18 protein-coding genes and 1 tRNA gene are annotated in these 23,469 nt (G+C 56.4%); 4 read left to right on the top strand and 15 right to left on the bottom strand.

All coding sequences use genetic code 11. The annotated features are described in order from the left end of the window. Nucleotides 1-111: 111 nt before the first annotated feature. From ACY8FN_RS12260 to ACY8FN_RS12235, 6 genes are all read right to left on the bottom strand, one after another. A complete protein-coding gene (locus tag ACY8FN_RS12260; RefSeq protein ID WP_198497570.1) occupies nt 112-1,821 on the bottom strand; it encodes a relaxase family protein in 1,710 nt (569 codons plus the stop codon). Then, nucleotides 1,812-2,510 (bottom strand): plasmid mobilization protein, encoded by a 699-nt coding sequence (locus ACY8FN_RS12255; RefSeq protein WP_109113091.1) that lies wholly within the window; start codon nt 2,508-2,510, stop codon nt 1,812-1,814. Before ACY8FN_RS12255 ends, ACY8FN_RS12260 begins: the two co-directional genes overlap by 10 nt. A 296-nt stretch (nt 2,511-2,806) precedes the next feature. Next, on the bottom strand, nt 2,807-3,967 hold the full coding sequence (locus ACY8FN_RS12250; protein WP_463100167.1) for a tyrosine-type recombinase/integrase: 1,161 nt from the start codon (nt 3,965-3,967) through the stop codon (nt 2,807-2,809). A 291-nt stretch (nt 3,968-4,258) separates the two neighbouring features. Continuing rightward, nucleotides 4,259-5,569 carry a tyrosine-type recombinase/integrase gene (locus ACY8FN_RS12245; protein WP_253822693.1) on the bottom strand — a complete coding sequence of 437 codons (1,311 nt, stop codon included), beginning with the start codon at nt 5,567-5,569 and terminating at the stop codon, nt 4,259-4,261. A gap of 83 nt (nt 5,570-5,652) precedes the next feature. Continuing rightward, nucleotides 5,653-5,740: transfer RNA gene (locus tag ACY8FN_RS12240), tRNA-Ser, on the bottom strand. A 225-nt stretch (nt 5,741-5,965) separates the two neighbouring features. Further along, nucleotides 5,966-6,421, bottom strand: a complete 456-nt coding sequence (locus ACY8FN_RS12235; protein ID WP_082186808.1) for a type III secretion system chaperone family protein — start codon at nt 6,419-6,421, stop codon at nt 5,966-5,968. A 158-nt stretch (nt 6,422-6,579) separates the two neighbouring features. On the opposite strand from ACY8FN_RS12235, the gene ACY8FN_RS12230 reads away from it, so the two are divergent. Beyond that, complete coding sequence (locus ACY8FN_RS12230) at nt 6,580-7,917, top strand: flavohemoglobin expression-modulating QEGLA motif protein (protein WP_463100166.1); 1,338 nt, start codon at nt 6,580-6,582, stop codon at nt 7,915-7,917. A gap of 106 nt (nt 7,918-8,023) precedes the next feature. Here the strand turns inward: ACY8FN_RS12230 and dedD are convergent, their stop codons facing one another. From dedD to ACY8FN_RS12195, 7 genes are all read right to left on the bottom strand, one after another. Then, the gene (gene dedD, locus ACY8FN_RS12225; protein WP_463100165.1) at nt 8,024-8,809 is read right to left on the bottom strand and encodes a cell division protein DedD; all 786 of its coding nucleotides are present in this window, start codon (nt 8,807-8,809) and stop codon (nt 8,024-8,026) included. A 74-nt stretch (nt 8,810-8,883) separates the two neighbouring features. Further along, entirely contained in the window at nt 8,884-10,143 is a 1,260-nt protein-coding gene (gene folC / locus ACY8FN_RS12220; RefSeq protein ID WP_463100164.1) for a bifunctional tetrahydrofolate synthase/dihydrofolate synthase, read from the bottom strand. A 2-nt stretch (nt 10,144-10,145) separates the two neighbouring features. Then, nucleotides 10,146-11,009: an acetyl-CoA carboxylase, carboxyltransferase subunit beta gene (accD, locus tag ACY8FN_RS12215; protein ID WP_042022381.1), complete on the bottom strand. Its 864-nt coding sequence runs from the start codon at nt 11,007-11,009 to the stop codon at nt 10,146-10,148. 119 nt (nt 11,010-11,128) lie between these two features. Beyond that, nucleotides 11,129-11,938: a tRNA pseudouridine(38-40) synthase TruA gene (truA, locus tag ACY8FN_RS12210; RefSeq protein WP_139728816.1), complete on the bottom strand. Its 810-nt coding sequence runs from the start codon at nt 11,936-11,938 to the stop codon at nt 11,129-11,131. Between the two features lie 203 nt (nt 11,939-12,141). Continuing rightward, nucleotides 12,142-14,340 (bottom strand): FimV/HubP family polar landmark protein, encoded by a 2,199-nt coding sequence (locus ACY8FN_RS12205; RefSeq protein ID WP_463100163.1) that lies wholly within the window; start codon nt 14,338-14,340, stop codon nt 12,142-12,144. 282 nt (nt 14,341-14,622) lie between these two features. After that, nucleotides 14,623-15,639: an aspartate-semialdehyde dehydrogenase gene (locus ACY8FN_RS12200; protein ID WP_042022376.1), complete on the bottom strand. Its 1,017-nt coding sequence runs from the start codon at nt 15,637-15,639 to the stop codon at nt 14,623-14,625. A gap of 194 nt (nt 15,640-15,833) precedes the next feature. Beyond that, a complete protein-coding gene (locus tag ACY8FN_RS12195; protein ID WP_463100162.1) occupies nt 15,834-16,955 on the bottom strand; it encodes a 4-phosphoerythronate dehydrogenase in 1,122 nt (373 codons plus the stop codon). Between the two features lie 256 nt (nt 16,956-17,211). Here ACY8FN_RS12195 and ACY8FN_RS12190 point away from each other — a divergent pair, with 256 nt between their 5' ends. The 3 genes from ACY8FN_RS12190 to ACY8FN_RS12180 all read left to right on the top strand — a co-directional run bounded on the left by ACY8FN_RS12190 (nt 17,212) and on the right by ACY8FN_RS12180 (nt 20,305). After that, nucleotides 17,212-17,934, top strand: a complete 723-nt coding sequence (locus ACY8FN_RS12190; protein WP_068979089.1) for a phosphatase PAP2 family protein — start codon at nt 17,212-17,214, stop codon at nt 17,932-17,934. Between the two features lie 99 nt (nt 17,935-18,033). Beyond that, nucleotides 18,034-18,711 (top strand): ribonuclease T, encoded by a 678-nt coding sequence (rnt, locus tag ACY8FN_RS12185; protein ID WP_463100161.1) that lies wholly within the window; start codon nt 18,034-18,036, stop codon nt 18,709-18,711. Between the two features lie 271 nt (nt 18,712-18,982). Next, nucleotides 18,983-20,305, top strand: coding sequence for a Na+/H+ antiporter family protein (locus ACY8FN_RS12180; protein ID WP_042022372.1), 1,323 nt, complete (start codon nt 18,983-18,985; stop codon nt 20,303-20,305). 556 nt (nt 20,306-20,861) lie between these two features. Here ACY8FN_RS12180 and ACY8FN_RS12175 read toward each other — a convergent pair. After that, entirely contained in the window at nt 20,862-22,751 is a 1,890-nt protein-coding gene (locus ACY8FN_RS12175; protein ID WP_042022369.1) for a DEAD/DEAH box helicase, read from the bottom strand. 181 nt (nt 22,752-22,932) lie between these two features. Then, nucleotides 22,933-23,394 (bottom strand): hotdog fold thioesterase, encoded by a 462-nt coding sequence (locus ACY8FN_RS12170; protein WP_042022368.1) that lies wholly within the window; start codon nt 23,392-23,394, stop codon nt 22,933-22,935. Nucleotides 23,395-23,469 lie beyond the last annotated feature (75 nt).

Raw genomic sequence — 23,469 nt, 5'->3', positions numbered from 1 at the left:
ATAAATCAATGGTAGATATTCATTATTGCTATTTATAAAGATAAACATTGCAAGTAATCTTGTATTGATGATGTTCCGCAAATATAAAAAACAAACGCCATTCAGAATATTTTACAAAGAAAGATCTGAATCCATTTCATGACGTGCAGTCCTCTGGCCAGAGTGCTCGTGCTGAGATTTTAATGCATACGCTCCAGGCCTCATCCTGAAACGTGCAATTTTTTTGGCTGCTAATATAGGGTTATCCATTATGATTCTAAGACCTCGAGTAGCAATCTCACCGACCTCTGCGTACTCTCTACGGAGCCGCTCAAGGTCTGAACCTGCTCCTGCAACTGTTCGAGCGAAACGCTCATCTGATGAATGGAGTTCTCGGCAGAGACGTTGCTGTCGCTGGTATGCGTGTTCAAATGCTGCACCATGGTCAGCAAGACCTGATGGTCGTTCATTATCTGCTGCTGTGTGACATGCAGCGATTGAACCTGCTCCCTGAGTGTTGCTATCGAGCTCATCTGCTCGGTGTTGATAAAACTGAGCAACTCTAATAATTGTTTCTCTAAATTCATGATTCACTCCTAATAATGCTAAAATAGCGCTCAAAATTTTCATCAGCAGTTGAATTAATGCCTTTTCGGTGTCTACTGTTAGGGTTCCCTCAGGGTTAATTGGGGTCAGTGTGTAACCTGCATATAGCTGCATCTGCTGTTGCCAAAAAAGAGCATTTGTTGGCTGTTTGCGATGTCTCTGGGTTATCACTGCGGCCATACCTGTCGGTCGTCTCACAGGCCTCGGAGAGGGCATTGGGTGCAGCGTCTCAGTGACGTTATAGCGGCTCTGATTGAAGGCCCGGCGTTTGGCTATCCGCTCCTCAATCTGCTGCCAGAGTGCATCCAACGACGGTTGTGGAGGCGTTGTTATCGTCAACGTCGGTCTCACCACATCAATACTGGTAAACGCACGGCTAAATAAAGGTCCTTTCAGCCGAAAAGCCTTGATCTTTCCCTCTGGCACAATCCGTATGTAATCCTTTTTAGCCTCGACTTCGCTAATACCATACATTTGTCGAGTCTGAGGTTGCTCCAGCCAATCAATCACAGCTTGTCGGTTACATAACTGACCCTGAGTTACCCGTAACTGCACCGCATCAGATAACGCTGCAATCAAGTCCGCATTTTTACTGTACCGTGGTATTGTTCCTGTCAGCCTCTGGCGTCGCGGATCATCTGGACGTGCGAGGTTATATTTCAGGTTGAGGTAATCACGGATCGCATTAAAATCACCTTCCGCACCTGGTGGGTGAGGGTTGAAATATTTTCCAGTGCGCAGATTAATCCGTGGGATTAAAAAATGATTCTCCAGATTTTGTTCATGCGTATGTTGTACCCACAAGATCATCCTGTCCTCTATGGGTAATCCCGCAAAAACCAGCTCCTCCATCAATGCACGAAATTCCTGAGCAATATCAGGATTGGAACTCAGCGTCTGGTTGTCCTCAATTGCATGTGCAATGACACCGCTGGTGTATTTATATTTATGTGGCGATATCTCGATTGCATAAGCAATGTCTCGTGGATTTCCAGCCAACAGCTCAGGTGGTGGAGTCCGTTGTACACCATGGATCAGTCTCAGTTGTTGGTTCAACCGATGAACCAATGGAGCGTCATTTTTATCACGAGCAACCCTAATCGCATCAGCGATTGTACTACGCTCATTTTTTTGTTGCGGCGTCAGAGCGCTGTAGATACCCAGTAGGTAATCTATTGGGGCGCTGGACTTAGTCTGGCGATGCCCATTGGTTGCAAAAAATCTAATCACCGCCATAGCTCATGCTCCTCATACTCACTCTCGATTAATGCTGGATTTACCTCCACTGCATCCTCGTCATCCTCACCTGAGTGTGACCATGTAGTGTCTGGGGTCGCAGTATCGCTTTTGTCATGGCGTATAACCCGAGATGGCTGTGTTAATTGTGGTGATAACATCTCGTTGATTTTATCAACCTGCTCTTTATGTTGTTTTTCTAGTTCCCTGAGTTCGCATAAAATAAAAAGTAGATTTACATCGCCCTTATGGGAATTACACCATTTTACCAGCTGATTGAAATTGTTATAAAACCCGGTCTGTTGCGCAATAAGATTATTTATTGTGTCGCGTAATGTTTCTGCTGGAGAAATGACGATTTTCAATTTTGTGAGAGATTGAGATGCTAACCTCGATACAGTGATGCTTGCATTTTTAGCCTTTTTCTCCCAACGACGTTTTTCCTCATATGTGCAGCGTAGCTCGATTCGATGATCACGGATCTCTGTAAAACTCGGCAGCATTTGTCGAACGATGTCTGTATCCATATTTACATCTCTAGCTATACCGTTAATAGTGACAGCGACATCGTCATTGATGCACCTGATAACGGCCCTTTCAATGAGCAGCATGAGATCAGGATCTCTTGTAAGCTCCTCACGTAAAGTGTTATTTTTGCTATTCCTTAATTTTTTATTTTCTTTTCCCACGTATTGTCTCCTGGCTGCTGAACAGCTCTAATTTATATATTTATTTAGCGGGTCTGGGCGGCAGCCCAGGTAGGTCCAGGGCGACAGCCATGGCAAGGCTCCGTACACCGTACATTGCGGAACGCAATTTGTACGGTGTAGGAGTGACCTTGCTCTTATTACTTTTCGCCAAAAAACGATTTGTCAAAAACACACTTTTTATCCATGTGCTTTTGCCTGATACGATGCCGTACAAATTCTGCCTACAACTATCCGTACAACCAATATTCTGGCTGCTGGAAATTCTGTTTATTTTGCTAAATTCTGTTGCCCGTCACTACCGTATTGCTCAGTGCCTGTTGTAGCCACGTCATTAATTGCTGGTGCATCTGTGGGTTAGCCATCAGTGCATTCAAATCAACAGGTGGTAATATGGCTGGCACGGATTTGGATGCCTCAACCAGTCCGGGATCATCACCATGAATACAATCGTGTAGGGCCACTTCTGCTTTGGCACCAAAGTCAGCCGCATCCTCGGTCAACCATCGACCATAGTGGCGCTCGATCATCGCAGTCCCGTTGTGCCCCATTTGCCGGGCAATCCACTCTACGTTCACGCCAGCAGACAACAGTTGGCTCGCGTAGGTGTGGCGCAGCTGAGATGGTCCACGGTAATTGACACCCACCAGGTCACAATGCGGCTGAAAAAATGTTTCCCTGTACTCGTCAACCGAGGCGTAGGGTCGCCTTGCTGGGCGGTTATAGGCTACCAAGGTACGGCTAATTATCTTTTTAGTGCGATTATCTGTCTGGGTTACCGTGATCGATCTGGGCCTACGATGGCTAGCCTGTGCTATCAAGATACGTGCGGCTATTATTCCCTGTTCAGTCAGCTCAATCTTCCGCAGCGATCCTTTGGTTTTTGGCGTCTTATAAGCACCATCAACCAACGCGAGATCTACCGTCAAGATCCGTTTGTCTAGATCAAATGCTTCAACGCTCACAGCCAGTAATTCACTGATCCGCAATCCGGTTGCAAGCCCTAATTGGATTAATGCCACTTCAATCGGATTGCTTTCTTGCCGTTGCAGCAAGAGTTTTATCTCTTTTTTTAGAAAGGGTTGCGGCTCTTCAATCTCAAACCGGCATTTCTTGATGCTATCCATCGGGCTCAATGCTATCAGGCCATCACTCTTGGCTCTGGCAAACACCTGCCTGAGAATATCGAGGTAATGATTAACGGTATTACCCTTATACCTCTTAAGGAGTTTGGCAATCATTAACTCTAATTTGGTCGTGGTGACCGTAACCAATAGCTCTTTTCCAATCAGCGTCTGAAGTTGCTTTGTCTTTCGATAATAGGCCTTAAATGTTGATTGGGCGTACTGGTTTTTCTTGATCGTCAGGTTTTCAGTCAATGCATCTGCAACAGTTTTTCGATCTAGTTCTGTGGCCTGCGGGTTCTTGTCATAGGTCATTTGCTCTCATTCCAGCTAACTCTTGCCAGCAGGTTACGAGCGTTCAAGCACCATGTCAACACCTTTCGATCACACATATTTATGGATGTCAATATTTATATTTACAAATATTTATAGGGGCTAATATTGACATGGGCGCATGATATTGATTGGCACTGCAACGACCCACCGTATTGAGATGGGTTGGCTCCTGCGCCCTGGCTATGGCACCAGATGTCATGCTGTCTGGGAGGGGCGCTAACCGCTACATACAGCGCTTAGCGACATATCCAGAGCTCAGGTGGCCTCTCTTCAAATGACGGTCACTAGATCCGCCGGTATCAACTCGATCTTCGCTTTCAACAGGGCAATGCTCACCCGTTTGCCGTAGCGGCCAAAGGTCAGCCCCTCCTTGCTGTGTCCTACCAGCTCCGCCACGATGTGCTCTGCCACATCCGCCTGCTGCAACTCATCAACAAAGGTGTGGCGCATGCCATAGATCGTCGGCCGCCCCTTACCGACAATGCCTGCATTGGTGAGATGGCGCTGGAACCGACACACCAGGTTGTGTGACCAGTCGGCGTCCTGGCCCGAGGGTTTATCGTCAAACAGGTACTGGTTGCCCTGGCTACGGCAGTGGCCGACATACTCTAAGAAGTGATGTCCGATCAGTGCACTGTGCAGCGGAACATCACGGTAGGCGTTGGCCGTCTTGAGCTGCTGATCTTCTTCGCCCGCCTCGACCACCAGACACCAGATCCCCTCGATCTGTTTGACGTTCCGGGTCTTGAGTTGACATGCCTCAGACGGGCGCAGTCCGGCGTAGAGGCAGAGCAGCGGCACCCAGAAGTCCTGGGGCTTGAGTTTTTTGCCTTTTTGGGATTGTTTGGCTCGCAGGCTCGCAAACAGGGTGTCCAGTTGCGGGCGATGCCAGCGTACCCTGGCTTCATCTGCCCGCTTTTTCACTGGCTTCTTGCCCGCCGTTAAGCTGTCGAACGGGTTGCGGCTGCAATAGCCCAGGATCATGCACCAGCGGAAGAACTGCTTGGTGGCGGCAAGGTAATCTGATTTGGTTTTGAAGCTGATACTGTCGTTACGGAGCAGAGTGTTACGGAAGGCTTGAGCTAGGGCAGGCGTTATCTCATCGACCTTGTGCCCCTTGGCCCAAGTGACGAACGCCTGAACCCGCAGTTGGAGTTGTCCGACGGATTTATGCTGGATCCCCTCACTGGCCTTACTCTCAATAAACTTCGTCAGCGCCTGTCTGAGGGGGACCCCTGTAGTAGGTGGAGAGGTATCGACGGGTTGCTTGATGGTCTGGGGAACGGACGAAAGCGCAACAGAAAGAGCATGATATTGCGGTACGGTAAAGCCCGCCGCTTTGAATGCATCGATCTCAGCTCTGATCCAGGCATGAAAACTATGGGTCGTGGCATCGGCAGGTGTCGCCGCAATGAGGGTGCGGACACGCGCCGCCAGCACCAGATTACGGTCTACGGCAACTTGACGTTCTTTGGTAAGGAGGGAAGTGCGGATAGCAAACGGCAAGCCTCGGTCACGCAAATTCTTGGGCAAGGGAAGCCGAGTGTAGTAGGTGCCGGAGGCATTTTTACTCAGATACATGATTGTTCCACCCAGTTGATCCAGGAAAAAAATCACGTAAGTCTAGAAATGAAAAAACCCGTTGAAATTCAACGGGTTATATTTGGCGGTGAGGGAGGGATTCGAACCCTCGATACGTTGCCGTATACACACTTTCCAGGCGTGCTCCTTCAGCCACTCGGACACCTCACCAAATTTTCACTTCTTTGAAGTGGCTTTCGGATCACGCTACGCGTGCTTTCTTGCCGACTTCGTCGGTGGGCAGCCACTGGAGCCGCTCACCAAATTTTGGTCTGTAGTTTTACGTGTTCAGCCAACACGGAGTTCACTGCGCTGTTGCGCTGGAACGGGGCGTAATGTAGGAGAAAGCCCCTCCTTCGTCAACGGCTTTTTTCAATTACCGGTTCGTTTGCACGCTTAATGCACAGATTCCGGTGATACCTGAATGTCTGCGAGGTTGAGGAAACCTGAGCGCTCGCACTCTGCAACCAGTTCATGGGTCGCGGCTATGGTGCTCTGCACGAACAGCAGGAACTGTTCAACCGTCAGTCCGGCATTGGTAAAGATGGTATGACCAACCACCAGTCGCGGCAGGTTGTCATCGATAATGTCGAGGAACACCTTGAGCGAGGGGTACTGCATATTGAGTCGACCCAGATCCGCCACCAGCGGCAGCATAGCGGAAGGGCGTACTTCCAGCTCGGAGGAGAACAGCAGTCCCTCCTCTTCGACAAAAATTCGACTCTCCTGAATACCATCTACCGATTGCAAAGAGACAATGTGGATACCATGACACTGGTCGCAGACATAGTGTTCGATACGAGCCTGTTGTAACCAACGCATTACCATTTCGGAGCTGGGGATATTCATCATTTCCACGACAAGATTTGGATCAAGGGGCGCAGTCTAAACCAATTCTCTATCAACCAAAAGCACACCAGCCCGATAACCCTGCCGCCTGCTTCTTTTTGGCAAGCACTATGCATATACTCAGCCCAATCCACGGCTACGCTTGCCCCACAGGGGGCCCCATGACCATCCAAGAAAAGTACCGCCTGCATCTGAAGTCTCTCTCGGATGAGCTGCTTGCCCTGCAAAAACCGATCCGCATTCTGGATGCCATCAAGTGGCCACGCCACCTGCAGGCTGATTTTCTGGCCAAAGGGGGGCGAGAACTACCCGCTATTGATCACCATTTCTACGATACCCTCTCCCTTGGTTTCGACCCGCGCAACAAGTATCTGGAGCTAAAGGAACTGCGCGACAGGATCCGCAGAAAGCTGGGGCCACAGGATGATTTGGGTCGCATTTTGCAAGAAACCGTCGACCAGTACATGGTGGTGAGCGAGATGCTGCGCCAGCGCGGGCAACCGGATTTTTTGCGCTATAGCCAACTACTGTATGGCTCTGCCAGCGATCACCTGCGCGGGGATCGCAAAACCCTCAAGGAGTTGGGCTCCCGCCTGTGCGATATCTTCTCCCTGCCTGGCGCCCGTCATCTGGTGCGCCCCTACCCCAAGGCATTTTCAGGGGACGCGGCCGTTGCCAAGTTGCAAAACAAGCTATCGACCTATTTCAGCGATGGCACAGTGCAGGTGAAGCTGAGCGACGGGATTGTCTCAGATGCGGCTGCCGGTGGGGATTACATCAAGCTCAACTCCCACGCCAGCTTCTCCGAGCTGGATCTACAGGTGCTGGAGGTACACGAGGGGTGGGTGCATGTCGGCACCACCCTCAATGGCCGTCAGCAGCCCTATGCCACCTGGCTGAGCGCTGGCTCGCCGCGCATCACCGCCTGTCAGGAAGGGCTGGCGGTATTGATTGAGACGCTCACCTTCAGCTCCTTTCCGGACCGGGCCAAGCGCATCTCCGATCGGGTGATGGCCATCGACATGGCCGAGCGCGGTGCCAACTTTATCGAGGTGTTTCGCCACTTCGTCGAGCAAGGCACCAGCGAGCACGATGCCTACAAGATCACCCAACGGGTGTTTCGGGGTGGCATGGTGGGCGGCGGCGCCTGCTTTACCAAGGATCTCTCCTACGTGCGTGGCTATGTGGAGACGGTCAACTTCATCCGCAGCGCGGTGCTGGAGGGAGTACCGGAGATCCTGCCGATGCTGTTTGTCGGTAAGGTGACGCTGGATGACATTCCAGTGCTCTATCAGCACTATCTGGAAGGACTGATTGCGGCCCCCCGCTACCTGCCGCCGATGTTTCGCGATCTCACCGGGCTCTACGTCTGGTTCGGTTTTTCGTCCGGCATGTCGCTGATCGACATAGGGCGAGTTCAGCGCCATTTCCGTCAACTGTTTCACCACCTGCCGGTCGCAAATCCCATCATAGCGCCAGTGGATATCGAGATAGACTGAGCAACAGATAAAGAAGGGGCACCCTAATCGGTGCCCCTGCAGATAACGAAAGCCCCCTAGTGCAACGAGGGGGCTTTTTTGGCAACGCTTTAGCTCAGACCAACCATCACGGATTGTAAGCGACCACTGAACCGCTCAGCCCGGTCATCTGGGAAACCCGACCCTGTATGCCTTGCAGCTTGTCCTTGGAGACATCAGGACCGATAAAGACCCGGTTGATCTGCCCCTGCACCGGCGTGCGTGGCGAGGTGTGGGCCGAATAACCGGCTGCCCGCAGCTTGCCCACCAGCGCATTGACGCTGTCGACGTTCTTGAACGCACCGAGCTGCAGGATCCAGCTGCCCTGAGCTGGCGCTGCAGCAGCTGGCGCAGGCTTGGTCGGCTGCGTCATCTTGCTCTCAATCAGATCGTCGAGGGATTTGATCTGACCCGCCTGCGACTTGGCTGGCGCAGGTGCTTTGGCGACCTCAACCGGTTTGGCTGGCACAGGCTTGGGCACCGGCTTAGGAGCAGGCTTCGGTTGCTCAACCGGTTTCTTGGCAACCACGTCCGGTTTGGGCTGGGGCTTGACCGTTGGGGTAACCAGCTGCGCGGCAGAATTGCCCTGCCCTTGACCCGCCAGAGTCATGGGATCGGCCACCTCTTCCACTTGCCACTGTTGGGCCGCCGAGGCCTGTTGCTGACTAGCCAGATGCTCGGCGGGCAAGCTGGTCGCCGCCGACACCTGCAATGCAGGCTTGGCAGGCTCCAGATCAGGGCGCAGCGGGATCTTGGCAAAGGCCTCCTCCTTTTGCGCCAGCTTGTGACCATCCAGCAAGTCCGGCAGGAAAATAACAACCAGGGCCACCAGGATGACGGTGCCCACCAGACGGTTTTGAAACTTCGAGGCCAAGTTGAATCCTACCTTTACTTAACTCAATACGCGGTTTAACTCCCCTGCAGTGGGCAGGAAAGCGGCAGTGTGGCCTAGGAGGCGACACCCGCCAGAATGTCGGCGACAGTGTAAAACGAACCAAACACAATGACCATATCGTCCGGACTCGAGGCGGCCAACGCGGCCTGATAAGCGCCGCTCACCTCATCAAAGCAGTGCACTGGCCCCTTGCCTGCCCCCAGCGCCGCAGCAAGCTGCTCGGCAGTGGCGGCGCGCGGGCCGGTGAGGCTGGCCAGATACCACTGGCCAATCAGGCCATCGAGCTCGGCCAGCGACCCCGCCATGTCCTTGTCTTTGAGCATGCCGACCACGGCGCGGCGCACACCTGCACAGGGCATTTGGCGCAGCTGGGTGGCAAGGTAAGCGGCCGAATGGGGATTGTGGGCCACATCAACGATGACCAACGGCGCGCTTTGCAGCCGCTGCATCCGGCCAGCCAGCTGGGCATTGGCCAGCCCGTCACGAATGGCGGACTCCGGCAGCGGCAAGCCCAGCGACTCCAGCGCTGCCAGCACAGTCACCGCGTTCATCAGCGGCAACACCGGCTTGGGCAGATCCCGCCACCGGTTGAGGCCGTGGTAATCCCAGCAGCTCTCATGCTCTTTACCAGAGAAGTCGACCCCGACCTGACGCAGGGAGGCACCGAGGCGCAGCGCCTCGCTGGCGATGGTCGCTGGCGGGTTGGGCTCGCCGCTAATGGCGGGTTTGCCAGCGCGATAGACGCCTGCTTTCTCCACCGCCACGGCTTCACGGGTATCCCCCAGCCAGTCGCAGTGATCGAGGGCAATGGAGGTGATCATCGCCACATCGGACTCCACCACATTGGTGGCGTCGAGCCGACCGCCCAACCCCACTTCCAGCAGCAGCACGTCCGGTGCGGCGCGGCGAAAGAGCCACAAGCCAGCCAGGGTGGCGAACTCGAAGAAGGTAAGGGCGATCTCGCCACGAGCGGCTTCCACTTCGGCAAACGCCGCGCAGTGCTCGTTATCGGCCAGCTCTTGCCCATTGACCCGCACCCGCTCGGTAAAACGCAGCAAATGGGGGGAGGAGTAGACCCCGACCTGGTAGCCAGCCGCCATCAGAATGCTGGCCGCCATGGCACAGCTGGAGCCCTTGCCGTTAGTGCCGGCCACAGTGATCACCTTGAACGGCAGCTGGGTGAGACCCATACGCCGGGCAACGGCACCGACCCGATCCAGCCCCATGTCGATATTGACCGGGTGGATCTGCTCCAAATAAGAAAGCCAGTCGACAAGCGACCGGCTTTGGGATTGTTGCATGTTTGAACTCATCTTCACTCTTCGATGATGTGAGTATTCAGCATTTTGGCGAGCAAGCTGGCCAGACGATTACGCATCTCGCGGCGATCGATAATCAGATCGATAGCGCCCTTCTCCAGCAAGAACTCGGAGCGCTGGAAGCCTTCTGGCAGCTTCTCGCGCACGGTCTGCTCGATGACGCGCGGGCCGGCAAAGCCGATCAGCGCCTTGGGCTCGCCCACGTTGATGTCACCCAGCATCGCCAGGCTGGCGGAAACACCACCCATGGTGGGGTCGGTCAGCACAGAGATATAGGGCAGACCCGCCTTGGTAAGGCGATCCAGCGCGGCGCTGGTCTTGGCCATCTGCATCAGGGAGAACAAGGCTTCCTGCATGCGGGCACCACCGGAGGTGGAGAAGCAGACCAGACCGCGGCCATCCTTGATGCACTCCTCGACGGCGCGCACGAAACGGGCACCGACCACGGAGGCCATAGAGCCACCCATGAAGGAGAATTCGAACGAACAGGCGACGACTGGCACCCCTTTGAGGGTCCCTTTCATCACCACCAGCGCATCTTTTTCAGCCGTCTCTTTCTGAGCGGCAGACAAACGATCCTTGTAGCGCTTGGAATCCTTGAATTTCAATACATCCTGCGGCTCCAGCTCGGCACCGATCTCGGTACGACCCTGCTCATCGAGGAAACTCTCGAGACGGGCACGGGCGCTGATGCGCATATGATGATCACACTTGGGGCACACTTCGAGATTGCGCTCCAACTCTGCCCGGTAGAGCACCTGTTCACAAGCACTGCATTTGGTCCACACTCCTTCCGGAATGTTGTGACGACGGGGCGCAGTGATCTTGCTCTTGGGAAGAATCTTCTCAAGCCAGCTCATGGAATTCCTTAATGCTTTTGTGCCTGACAACACGCATCGAGACTAGATTGTTCAATGACTTACTAGCTCGATGGCAACAAATGACGGGTCATTAAACCACAATTTTTTGGGCGCAGTTACTAAAAACTGGTCGTACCCGGTGCCGAGTCCGGCAGCCACAGCGGGCCAAGCGGCAGCTGGGGCAGGGCAAACTCGGCCGGGTAATCGACATCCACCAGATAGAGGCCACCGGCCTTGGCAGTCGGCCCGGCCAGGTTGCGATCCTTGGCCGCCAGCACCTCGGCAATCCACTCCACCGGTTTGAGCCCCTGCCCCACCAGCAGCAGGGAGCCGGTGATGTTGCGCACCATGTGGTGCAAAAAGGCGTTGGCACAGATATCCAGCACGATATAGGGCCCCTGACGACTGACGCAGAGGTGAGTCACATTGCGCCACGGGGTGTTGGACTGACAGGCAATGGCCCTGAATGTGGTGAAGTCATGCTCCCCAATCAGGCTCTGGCCCGCCTGATGCATCAATTCAGCATCGATGGTCTCATGGTAGTGGCTAACCCCACTGCCGAGGATCGCCGGACGGTAGTTATGGTTGTAGATGACATAACGGTAGCGACGGGCGGTGGCGCTGAAACGGGCGTGGAACGACTCATCCACCTCCTTGACCCAGCGCACCGCGATATCCGGTGGCAGGTTAGAGTTCAGCCCCAGGGTCCAGGCCCCTTCGGCGCGGTTTGCATCGGTATCAAAGTGGATCACCTGACCGGTTGCATGGACCCCGGCATCGGTGCGTCCGGCGCACTGGATGGAGACAGGGTGGTTGGCAATCCGGCTCAGGGCCTTTTCCAGTTCAGCCTGTACGCTGATCACTTCTCGTTGACGCTGCCAACCGAAATACCGGCTGCCGTCATATTCAATGCCAAGGGCAATTCGCATGGATAAACTTGTCTTGTAGTGAAAGTAAGCGATGAAAGAAACGGGGCGGATTATACGCGCTCAGCCCGAAAAGTCCCACAAACCGCGAAATGGGTTCAAATGCTCGCCTTGCATTGTCGGGCACCATCGCAATAAGGCATCACCATAAACAAGGGCAGCCTGCTGGCTGCCCTCATGGTGTTAATCGGTGACTGGAAAGTGACTCACGCCAAGCGCTTGAGCAGCTTCTCCGCCTCAGCGCGCTGGTGATCACTACCCTGCTCTGCCGCCTCCTGCAGCAGCTCGCGGGCACTATCCTTGTCATCGATTTCCAGGTAAGCCCGGGCCAGATCCAGCTTGGCCCCCACGCCACCGTCATCGGCATCGACGTCAAAGCCGGTGGATTCGGGCAGCACCTCGGGGAAGCCATCCAGCCCCACATCCAGCGAGAAGCCCTGATAAGGCTCCGGCTCCGACGCAGTGGCATCCGCTTCAGCCAGCAGCTTGTCGATCTCGACATAACCGCCTTCGTTAGCCTGTGCACGCGGCTTCACATCCCCCTGATGGGACTCCACCTCAGCAAAGGCATCCTCAAAATCAGAGAGCGCCAACTCGTTAGGATCCCACTCCAGATCCAGCTCGGCCTCCTTGACCTTGGTGGGCTCGAGACCCAGCTCGGCCAGCATCGCATCCGCGCTCTCGTCCGCGGCACTGAGATCAATGGCGTGATCATCGCCTTTTTTGCCAGTGGTCGGCTCATCGAGGGCATTTTCGAAATCGCTGAGATCGAAGCTGGCCAGATCGTCGTCAGCAACGCCAACCTCGTCAATGGAGCTCAAATCGGGGTCGAGATCGGCAGAGAGGTCCGCATCAAGCTCGGCAAACAGGGCCGCCTGTAGCTCCTCTTCGCTCATTACCTCATTGCTCGCCTTGGGCTTGTACTCGCTGGCCAAGTCCATGGCCGGTTGCTTGAGCTGCACCTTGGGTTCGTCATGGATAAGATCCAGATCAGGCACCAAATCCGGATCCCGGCTGGCGGACTGGGCGGGCATCCGCTCGGGCTCGAAACCCTCCAGCTCCACCTCACCATCATCGCTGAACACCAGATCCACATCTGGCCGCTGCGGTGCATCAGGCTCAATCGGCATAAAGCCATCAGGGGTATTGAGATCCGCGACCGGACGCACAGGCTCGTTATCGGTCACATCGATGCTGAGCAGATCATCAAACTCGCTCTGCTCCTGATCCATCATCATGGCGGTGGATTCGGAGAGACTCTTCTCTTGCTCTTCCAGCTCGCGACGGGCACGGGCACGCAACCACAGGGTCACCAGTGCCAATACCAGCAGCACTGGCAGCAAGATGATCATGGCGAGGTTGAGCGGTGAGGCGAGCAGATCCATCAACCAGTTTTTTTCTGGTTCAGGCGCGGCCGCCACCGGCGCGACTGGCTGTGTTTTGAGCTCGGCAATCTCTTTTTGCAGCGAGGTTTGGTCCTGCAGTTGGGCCTTGAGGGTTTCCACCTCTTCGGTCAGGGATTGCAGACGCAGCTTGAGCCTGTGGTTCATCTCGGTGACCTGACCGAGCTGGGCATTGGCATCTTCCAGCGCCAGCGCCATCTCTGTGGCCGGTTTGCCAATCGGCTTATCCAGGTCAGATGGCAGCGGTGCTGGCGTGGTGCTCTGCGCTGCACTGGGCACAGCTGCGGGAGCCACCGCCTCTTTTGGCGCCGGTTCGCTGACCTTGGCCACTTCTTTGGTTTCAGCTGCCGGTTGCGGTGTCACCACCGGGGCTGGAATGGGTGCAGCTTTCGCCACTGGCAGCGGTGCCGGGGCGGCTTTCACCGGCTCGGTCTTGGCAGCTTCAACCTTCGCCGGTTTGGCGGCAACCGGTTTGGCGGTGTGGGCCTGCTTGTCAGCCAGATATTTGGGGCTCAGCCCCTTCCAGCTGGCGTTGTCACTGTTGAAACGCTGACGGGCCTGAGCATCGGTTATCACACTCGCTTCTGCTGCACTGGGCAGCAAAATCCGAGATCCCACCAGAATGTGGTTGATATTGCCATCGGCAAAACTGCGGGGATTTTTCTCGTAAATCGCCACCATGGTCTGGTAAACGCTGACACCGCTGGCGGGGCGATATTTGCTCGCCAGACTCCAGAGAGTGTCGGTAGGACGAACAGGGCCATAGCTACCGGCATTGGCAGTGGCCTGACGCACCACCGGCTGGGCGGTTGCGCGCACCGGTTGCGCCACGGGTCTTGCTTGTGGCTGGACCAGCGGCTGACGATTAACGGCAGGAGGTGCCGGCTCGTCAGGGCCTTTTAGCTCGACAAAAAAAGGCTCTCGCGCCGAGTCTTCAGCCTGGACGGTGCCCAGCAGACCCAATGCGAGTAGTGTTGCCAATGTTATGCGGGAATGTCCCATATTCGTTCCTTCGTATGACGGCCCTATCACATTGAAAAATCTGGATAGTTACCCCAAAACAGTCGGTTCAATATAAATCAGGCTCGCCTGGCAAGCCAGCTGTCCGACACATTTAGCACCCAATGTGTCACTGAATGTGCCACTGAGTGTAGGAAAAAACTTAATCAGTTGATATCCCAACAGAATCTGGATGCAGTAGAGTGCGGCTCAGGTCACAGACGCCCCGCTGTTACTGTGAGAGCGCAGCACTCCTTGCTGCGCCTTTGCCAAGGCTATCTGGCCTTACAGATAGTCGCGAACCAGCAACTCGGCAATCTGCACGCTGTTGGTTGCCGCGCCCTTACGAACGTTATCGGCCACGATCCACATATTGATACCACTCGGGTGAGAAATATCCTGACGCACCCGTCCCACCAGCACCTCATCCTTGCCAGTCCCATCGCGTACCGGGGTCGGATAATCCCCTTCGTCATCAAACAGGGTCACACCTGGCGCATTGCGCAGCAGATCTTTGGCCTGTTCGGCATCAAGCGGCTGGTGCAACTCGACGTGTACCGCCTCGGCGTGACCATAAAAGACCGGCACCCGCACACAGGTAGGATTCACGGCAATGCTGGCATCCCCCAGAATCTTCTGGGTTTCCCACACCATCTTCATCTCTTCACGGGTGTAACCGTTGTCGGTAAAGCTGTCGATCTGCGGGATCAGGTTGAAGGCAATCTGATGCGGATAGATGGTCGGCTCTACCGGACGGCCGTTGAGCAGATGGGCGGTCTGGCCTGCCAGCTCGCTGACCCCCTCTTTACCGGAGCCTGACACGGACTGATAAGTCGCCACGTTGATGCGGGCAATACCCACCTCGTCGTGCAGCGGCTTCAGGGCCACCAGCATCTGGATGGTGGAGCAGTTCGGGTTGGCGATGATGTTGCGATTGCGAAAATCGGCCAGGGCGCCCGGGTTCACTTCCGGGATCACCAGCGGGATATCTTCGTCGTAACGGAAGCAGGAGGTGTTGTCGATGACGATGCAGCCGTGCTCGGCAGCAATCGGCGCCCACTTGGCAGAGACCTCGGCACCGGCGGAGAACAGCGCGATCTGCACCTGGCTCCAGTCAAACTCCTCGACATCGAGGATCTCGAGGTTCTTGCCGCCAAAACGCACGGTATCACCGGCGCTGCGGCTGGAAGCCAGCGGATAGAGGGTCGCTACCGGAAATTCGCGCTCTTCCAGGATCTCGATCATCGCCTGACCCACGGCGCCGCTGGCACCCAATACCGCTACGTTAAACTGCTGGCTCATTCTGTTCTCCTCTGATAATGCTGCAATGGCACCGGCTGGCGCCATAGTCGGCAGGGCCTCCTGGATCGAGACGCCCTCGCCTGAGATGGCTGTTCCGGCGCAGAAGACGCTGCGCCGGAACAGTAAAAATGGCGGCGATGTGGCACGAACGGCTCACACCTGCCGGTTATCTTTCAAATCATAAGAGCCCCGACTCAGGGGCGTGACAGCGCAAATCCCAGTGCACCCAGCGCCTTGTCGGCAAACGCCCCCTCAACCTGCAGGGAGGATAGTTCACGGCGCTCGGGATAGTGTTTGCGCTGCTCATCAAAGCTGCCAGGCAGGCCGAGTCGGGCCCGAAAACGGGCATCATCGCGGCGCACGTCATAGACCAGATGCACCAGCTGCTTGATCAGCGCCTGATCCGGCGCGCGGCCCGGCACCACCGCCTGCACATCGGGGGCAGGCAACAGCTGACCCAGATCCTGACGCGGCAGGCGCCCCAACTGCTGGCAGAGCGCCTGATAGAGCATCCAGGTGCCACGTGCCTTCCCCTCCAGGCTGTAACCGGCGATATGGGGGGTGGCAAGCTCGGTATGGGGCACCAGATCTACCAATGGCTCGGGCTCGTTCTCCCACACATCCATCACCAGTCGAAGTGGCTTATCGTCTAACTGCCGCGCCAGCAGAGCGCTGTTATCCCATACCTCGCCTCGTGAGGCGTTGATCAGGATCTGCCCGGCAGGACGGGCGGCAATCTGTTCGGCATCCAGCAGATGGTAGGTGGCATCCGCCCCTTCACGGGTGATGGGCACATGAAAGCTGACGATATGGGCCTTAAGCGCGGTGTGATAGTCGACAAAGCCGCCGGCGGGATTATCCCGCGCCTTGGGCGGATCGCAGCGCAGTACCCGCATGCCGAGCGCTTGGGCCTTGCTCGCCACGCACTCGCCGGTATTGCCCGCGCCAATCACCGCCAGGGACATGGCCGAGAGGTCGAGTTCGTAGCGCTCCGCCAGCACCAGCAGGGCGGAGAGCACATAATCCCCTACCGAATACTTGTTGCAACCGGGGGCGCTGAAGAAGGGAATATTGCGGCTCGCCAGCAAAGCCTTGTCCACATGGTCGGTCCCTATGGTGGCGGTGCCGACAAACCCGAGTTTAGGGCTGGTCGCCAGCAAATCGCCGTTGACGCAGGTGACCGAACGCACCAGCAGCACATCGGCATCCTGCAGATCGCTGGCCTGCATCTGCCGTCCGGGCAAGGCAACCACCTCGCCAAATTCGGCAAACAGCTCCACAGCATGGGGCATATTCTCATCAACGACTATCTTCATCGGGCTCTCTTTGGTCACAACCGCCACGGGGGCGCCATTCTAGCGCAAAGCCGCCCGAGATTTCAGCCTGTGATGCAATCTGGTGCGAAAGGGCGCGACATTCCCTTATCGCAGAGCCACAAGCCGCAGATAACCCGCTCAGGGCGCGGGATCGGGTCGCAAATATGTAAGCAGAGGTAACAAATCATCCGCCCGACTTTGCCCGCAGATCGGCTAATGGCACAATGCGCCACTTTCTCACTACCGCCCAACGACCATGCCTCCTTGCACCACGTCACTCTCTCGCAGCCAGGTCCTCGGCTTCACTGCCCTACTAACCCTGCCCCTGCTGCTGCTCGCCACGCTACCCTGGCAGCCCTTTCTGACCGGCTCCCTGCAATCTGGCTGGCTATGGTGGTCATACGCCCTGACCCGCATGGTCGATATTCCCGGGATCGGGGTCAGTGGCGCCCTCTTGCTGCTGCTGACCCGCTACAAACTCAAACTGGAGCTGGCGCCCTTTATTGCGCTGGGGTGCGCACTGGCGGCCCTGCTTGCCAGCGACTGGGTGCTCAAGAGCCTGATCAAGCACCTGACCGAAGAGCCCAGACCCTACCTGCTCTGGCTGGAGAGTCAGGCGCTGATCCCGGCAATCAAGAGCTTCTACGCTAGTAGCGTCGATGTGCGCAGCGAACAGGTTCACGCCGCCAGCCAGTTGCTGGCCCTGCCCGAGTGGCTCGGCCACCATTGGCAAAAGGAGGTGAATTACGCCTTCCCCTCTGGCCACAGCATCGCCGCCATCAGCCTGGCCCAGTTTTTCGGCCTGATCTGGCTGGCCCGCGCCCCCACCGGTGTCTGGCTGTTGCCACTGTGGGCCTTAGGGGTTGGCATGTCGCGCATGGTGATGGGGATGCACTGGCCGGTGGATGTGCTGGCCAGCGCTCTGCTGGGCACGCTCACGGCGCTGATCGCCGCCCGCTGGTGGCTGCACAGATATTAAATCCTGCGGCATGTTGCCGCGGTCTCCTGCATGGGATGGGGGGACAAGCCTGTGCTTTTTTGCCATAATGCCGCCTCATTTTATCCCGACCGAGATCCCATGACCGACGCAGTTCATACCCTCAAGGGCCGTTTCCGTGGTTTTTACCCCGTCGTCATCGATGTTGAAACAGCCGGGTTCAATGCCAAGACCGATGCCCTGCTCGAAATCGCCGCTTACACCCTGAAAATGGATGAGCAGGGCTGGCTCGTTCCCGATCAGGTGTTCCACTTTCATGTCGAGCCCTTCGAAGGGGCCAACCTGGAAAAGGCCGCGCTGGAGTTCACCGGCATCGATCCCTACAACCCGTTGCGTGGCGCAGTCTCGGAAAAAGAGGCCCTGACCGAGATCTTCAAGGGGATCCGCAAAGGGATGAAGGAGCAGGATTGCGGTCGCGCCATCATAGTGGCCCACAACGCCACCTTCGATCACGGCTTTGTGATAGCCGCTGCCGAACGGGCTGGCCTCAAGCGCAATCCGTTCCACCCGTTTGCCACCTTCGACACCGCCGCCCTCTCCGGGCTGGCACTGGGTCAGACCGTGCTGGCCAAGGCGTGCCAGAGCGCTCGCATCCCGTTTGACAATAAAGAGGCCCACTCTGCCCTCTATGACACCGAGCGCACCACCGAGCTGTTCTGTCATATCGTCAACCGCTGGAAGAGCATGGGGGGCTGGCCGCCCGCCCATCCGGATGACAACACGCCGGATACCCCTGCCGACCATGAAGGGCAGGAATAAGCGCAAGAAGGCTGCCACTGGCAGCCTTCGTTTTTTGGGAAGTGATTGATTGCACGGCGCACCAGAAATCACCATCACCTCACTATCAACCGCTGTGCGCGCGATGCACGGAGACAAACAGGTCACAAACCCTCATGTTGATCACCCTTGTGCTACCTGCTGCTGTGATATGAGGGGTTTGACTGATTTTTTTCTCGACATTTGTCACATTTTTCGCAAACTAACTCCCCTTCACATGACAGACAGCAATAACAAACTATAAGGAAATCAAATGAATCCAGTTGTTATCGCAGTCGGACTGATGCTGGTGCTCAGTCTGCTGCGGATCAATGTGGTGGTCTCACTGGCGCTGGGCGCCATTGCGGGCGGCCTGGTCGGTGGGCTGTCGTTGACAGAGACCCTCACCACCTTCAGCGGTGGCCTGGGCGGTGGCGCCGAGATTGCGCTCTCCTACGCCATGCTGGGTGCCTTTGCGGTTGCCATCTCCCGCTCCGGGATCACCGACCTGCTGGCCCGCAAGGTGATCAGCCAATTGGGCAAAGATGCCAGCTCGACCCGCATCATGTGGGTCAAAACCCTGCTGCTCTCTTCCGTGCTAGCCGTGGCGATCTCGTCCCAAAACCTGATCCCGGTTCATATCGCCTTTATCCCCATTCTGATCCCGCCGCTGTTGCATGTGATGGCACAGATGCAGATCGACCGTCGTCAGGTCGCCTGTGTCCTCACCTTTGGCCTGACCGCCACCTATATGGTGTTGCCGGTCGGCTTTGGCGGCATCTTCCTGAACAATATTCTGGCCAAAAACCTGATCGATAACGGCGTGCCGATCACCTCCGGTCAGATCCCGCTGGCCATGGCCATTCCGGTCTGTGGCATGGTGCTGGGTCTGCTCATCGCGGTGTTCATCAGCTATCGCAAACCGCGCCAATATGATCTGGCCAAGATCCTGGAAGCCGAACCAGAGACAGTTGAACTCAATCTCACCCATATCTGGGTGGCCCTGCTGGCCATTGGCGTTGCACTCGGGTTGCAGCTGATGACCAACAGCATCGTACTGGGTGCGCTGGCCGGTTTTGTCATCTTCACCTGTGGCGGTGTCATCAAGTTTCGCGAAAGCCAGGATGCCTTCACCCAGGGGGTGCGCATGATGTCGCTGATCGGCTTCATCATGATCTCCGCCGCCGGTTTTGCTGCCGTGATGAAGGCGACCCACGGGGTCGATAGTCTGGTCGAGGTGGTCGCCTCCGGCATCGGCCAGCACAAGGGCATCGCCGCCTTCCTGATGCTGCTGGTGGGCCTGCTGATCACCATGGGGATCGGTTCTTCCTTCTCCACCGTGCCCATCATCGCCACCATCTATGTGCCGCTCTGTCTGCAGCTCGGCTTCTCCCCGATGGCAATCATCGCACTGGTCGGCACCGCAGGCGCGCTGGGGGATGCCGGTTCACCGGCCTCCGACTCGACCCTGGGCCCTACCTCCGGCCTCAACGCCGATGGTCAGCACGACCATATCTGGGACAGCGTGGTGCCCACCTTTATTCACTACAATATCCCGCTCATCCTGTTCGGCTGGGTGGCAGCCATGGTGCTCTGACCCACATATCTGGCTAAGGCACTATGCATAAAACGAAGGCGACCTCAGGGTCGCCTTCTTCATTCGCGCTAACAATGGCCAAGCTCAACCCTGCTCAGAGCCGTCAGTCAGATATGACATCGAAGCCATCAGCGCACCGCCACGTATCCCGGTATCCTAAGTTACCCTGCGCCCTGTTCGGCAATCGCTTGAACAAGGAATGCCACAGCCTGAGCTGAAAACCATAGATATTGCACATCTCTTCTCTTTCTTCTCTTCTGACTGCCCACACGACAGATATCGCAGCTCTTCGCACACATGGCTCCCGCCACTCTCAGGACTCTCGGTAATAAGCACAACCGCAGCCCAGCGGCCTCGGTAGCAGAGCGACGGTTGACGTCAGATAGCACCATAACCGCCCTGGAACAGGGTTATATAGAGCGACACAACACCTCCGAACGCTGTCGCCATGTGATCAAGCCATGGCCCGCTTGATGGTGTTGTGCTGACCGGGGGCAAACTGCAGCCATAAAAAAAAGCCGCTCGATGAGCGGCCTTTTTATCACTGGGTCAGCAATTAACCTTCGCGGCGCTTGCCACCGAATTTACGCTTGTCAGCACCACCTTCACGGCGATCCCCACCCTTATTGAACGGGCGGTCACCACTCGGACGACGATCCTTGTTGAAAGGACGATCACTGCGCGGCGGACGGCTGGCAGTGTTGCTACCAGCAGGCACTTCGGTGTAGCGGCTGATCTGCAGCGGACGCTGGCAAACACGAGCTTTCTTGATCACTTCCAGCACGTCGCCGGTCATGCCCTTCGGCAGATCAACGGTGGAGAAGTCATCAGCGATGTCGATGTTACCGATGAAACGGCTCTCGATGTTCGCTTCGTTAGCGATAGCGCCAACGATCTGGCCCGGCTTGACGCCGTGGTTAGCACCCACGTCTACGCGGTAGCGCTCCATCTCTACATCCGGGTTGTCTTTCAACGGACGCGGCTCGAGGGAAGGCATACGACGGGCAGGACGATCACCACGGTCAGCGAAGTCACGACCACCGAAATCACGGCCACCATCGCGACGTTCAAAGTCACGACCACCGCGATCATTGCTGGCGTTCAGCAGCGGATCAGGGATGGAGTCATCCAGCAGCAGCGGTTGGTCACCCTGAACCAGCTTGGCCAGTGCGGCAGCCAGTTCCAGCGGATCGGCAGAATCTTCTTCGATCAGCTCGTTCACCAGGTTGTGATAGATCTCAAGCTCTTCGCCCATCATGGTTTCACGAATGCGCTCTTTGAACTTGGTCATACGGTGCTGGTTGATGTCTTCGGTGCTCGGCATCTTCATCGGCTCGATGGCCTGACGAGTTGCTTGCTCGATGGCACGCAGCATACGACGCTCACGGGGAGCCACAAACAGAATGGCCTCGCCCTTACGGCCAGCACGACCGGTACGGCCGATACGGTGAACGTAGGATTCGGTATCGTAAGGGATGTCGTAGTTCACCACGTGGGTGATACGCTCAACGTCCAGACCACGGGCAACTACGTCGGTCGCGATCAGGATGTCCAGTTGACCTTGACGCAGCTTGTCAACGGTACGCTCACGCAACTTCTGCGGGATGTCACCGTGCAGCGCTTCACAAGCGTGGCCGCGGGCGGCCAGTTTGCCAGCCAGCTCTTCGGCAGCATTCTTGGTACGCACAAAGACCAGTACTGCTTCGTACGGCTCTACTTCAAGCAGACGGGTCATGGCGTCCAGCTTGTGCAGACCGGTTACCTGCCAGTAGCGCTGACGAATGGTCGGTGCAGTGGAGGTTTTGGAGACAATCTTGATCTCTTTCGGCTGCTTCAGGTGCTTCTGGGCAACACGACGGATCTGGTCCGGCATGGTGGCAGAGAACAGGGCAACCTGACGGGTGCTAGGGCACTGATCCATGATCCAGTCAACGTCGTCGATGAAGCCCATACGCAGCATTTCATCAGCTTCGTCCAGAACCAGGGCTTTCAGGCCGGAGAGGTCCAGGTTCTTGCGACGGATCAGATCCATCACACGGCCAGGAGTACCTACAACAACCTGAGCGCCACGACGCAGTGCGCGGGTCTGGGTTTCGTAAGAGGAACCGCCGTAGATAGGCAGAACGTGGAAATCAGGCATGTGCTTGGCGTAACGTTGGCACGCCTCAGCAACTTGCAGCGCCAGTTCACGGGTAGGTGCCAACACCAAAACCTGGGTGTTGCGGTTACCAGCTTCCAGACGAGATAAAAGAGGCAAGGCAAAAGCAGCGGTCTTCCCTGTACCGGTTTGCGCCTGCCCCAGCAGATCGTGTCCCGCCATCAGGTGGGGAATTGCTGCGGCCTGGATCGGTGACGGGCGCTCATAGCCCACGTCCTGCAGCGCTTTCAATACAGGCGCGGCCAGTCCAAGCTCACTAAAAAGGGGCAGTTGTTCGGTATCAGACATAGATTCTTCCAGATTAAGGCAGGCGGCTAAACACCGCGGAATAGCAAAAAGGCGGCGATTATAGCGCCACTTTGTTCTGCTGTCTTGAAAAATGTGATAAGCCTCTCAAGACGTTGGCAATTATAGAGGGATCTGGCGACTATAGCTTGCTTATTTTGCACCCTTAGGGCGTTATTGCAGATCACTCCTCGCTGGAGTCCTTGCCCCGCTTGTGTTTGAGCACCGCCATGGTCAGTCGGCTGGTGCACAATAAACGCTCACGTTCATCCCGAATTTCAATTTGCCACACCTGAGTCGTCGCCCCCAGATGCAACGGTGAGCAACGCCCGCTGACCACCCCTTCCCGTTTGGCCCGCAGGTGATTGGCATTCACCTCCAGTCCCACGCAATAGCTATCTGGCCCCACCGCCATGTTGGCGGCAATCGATCCCAAGGTTTCCGCCAATACCACGGACGCGCCGCCATGCAGCATGCCAAGGGGCTGGTGGGTGCGATGATCCACCGGCATGGTTGCTTCCAGCCAATCGGGGCCAAAGGCGGTATAGACGATGTCGAGATGGGCCATCAGGGTGTTGCGAGAGGTGGCATTGAGCCCATCCAGACTCATGGGTTTACGCCAGATGGGGGCAATATCGTGACTCATGGCAAGCAACTCCTTAAATCAATAATGGATTGGTGCCGATGGGGTGACACACCCCGCATCGGCAAACCGGGTCAG

The organism is Aeromonas sp. 160P, assembly GCF_055193095.1.
The sequence above is the reverse complement of the archived record's forward strand: the minus strand, read 5'-3'. Positions and strand labels throughout refer to the sequence as shown.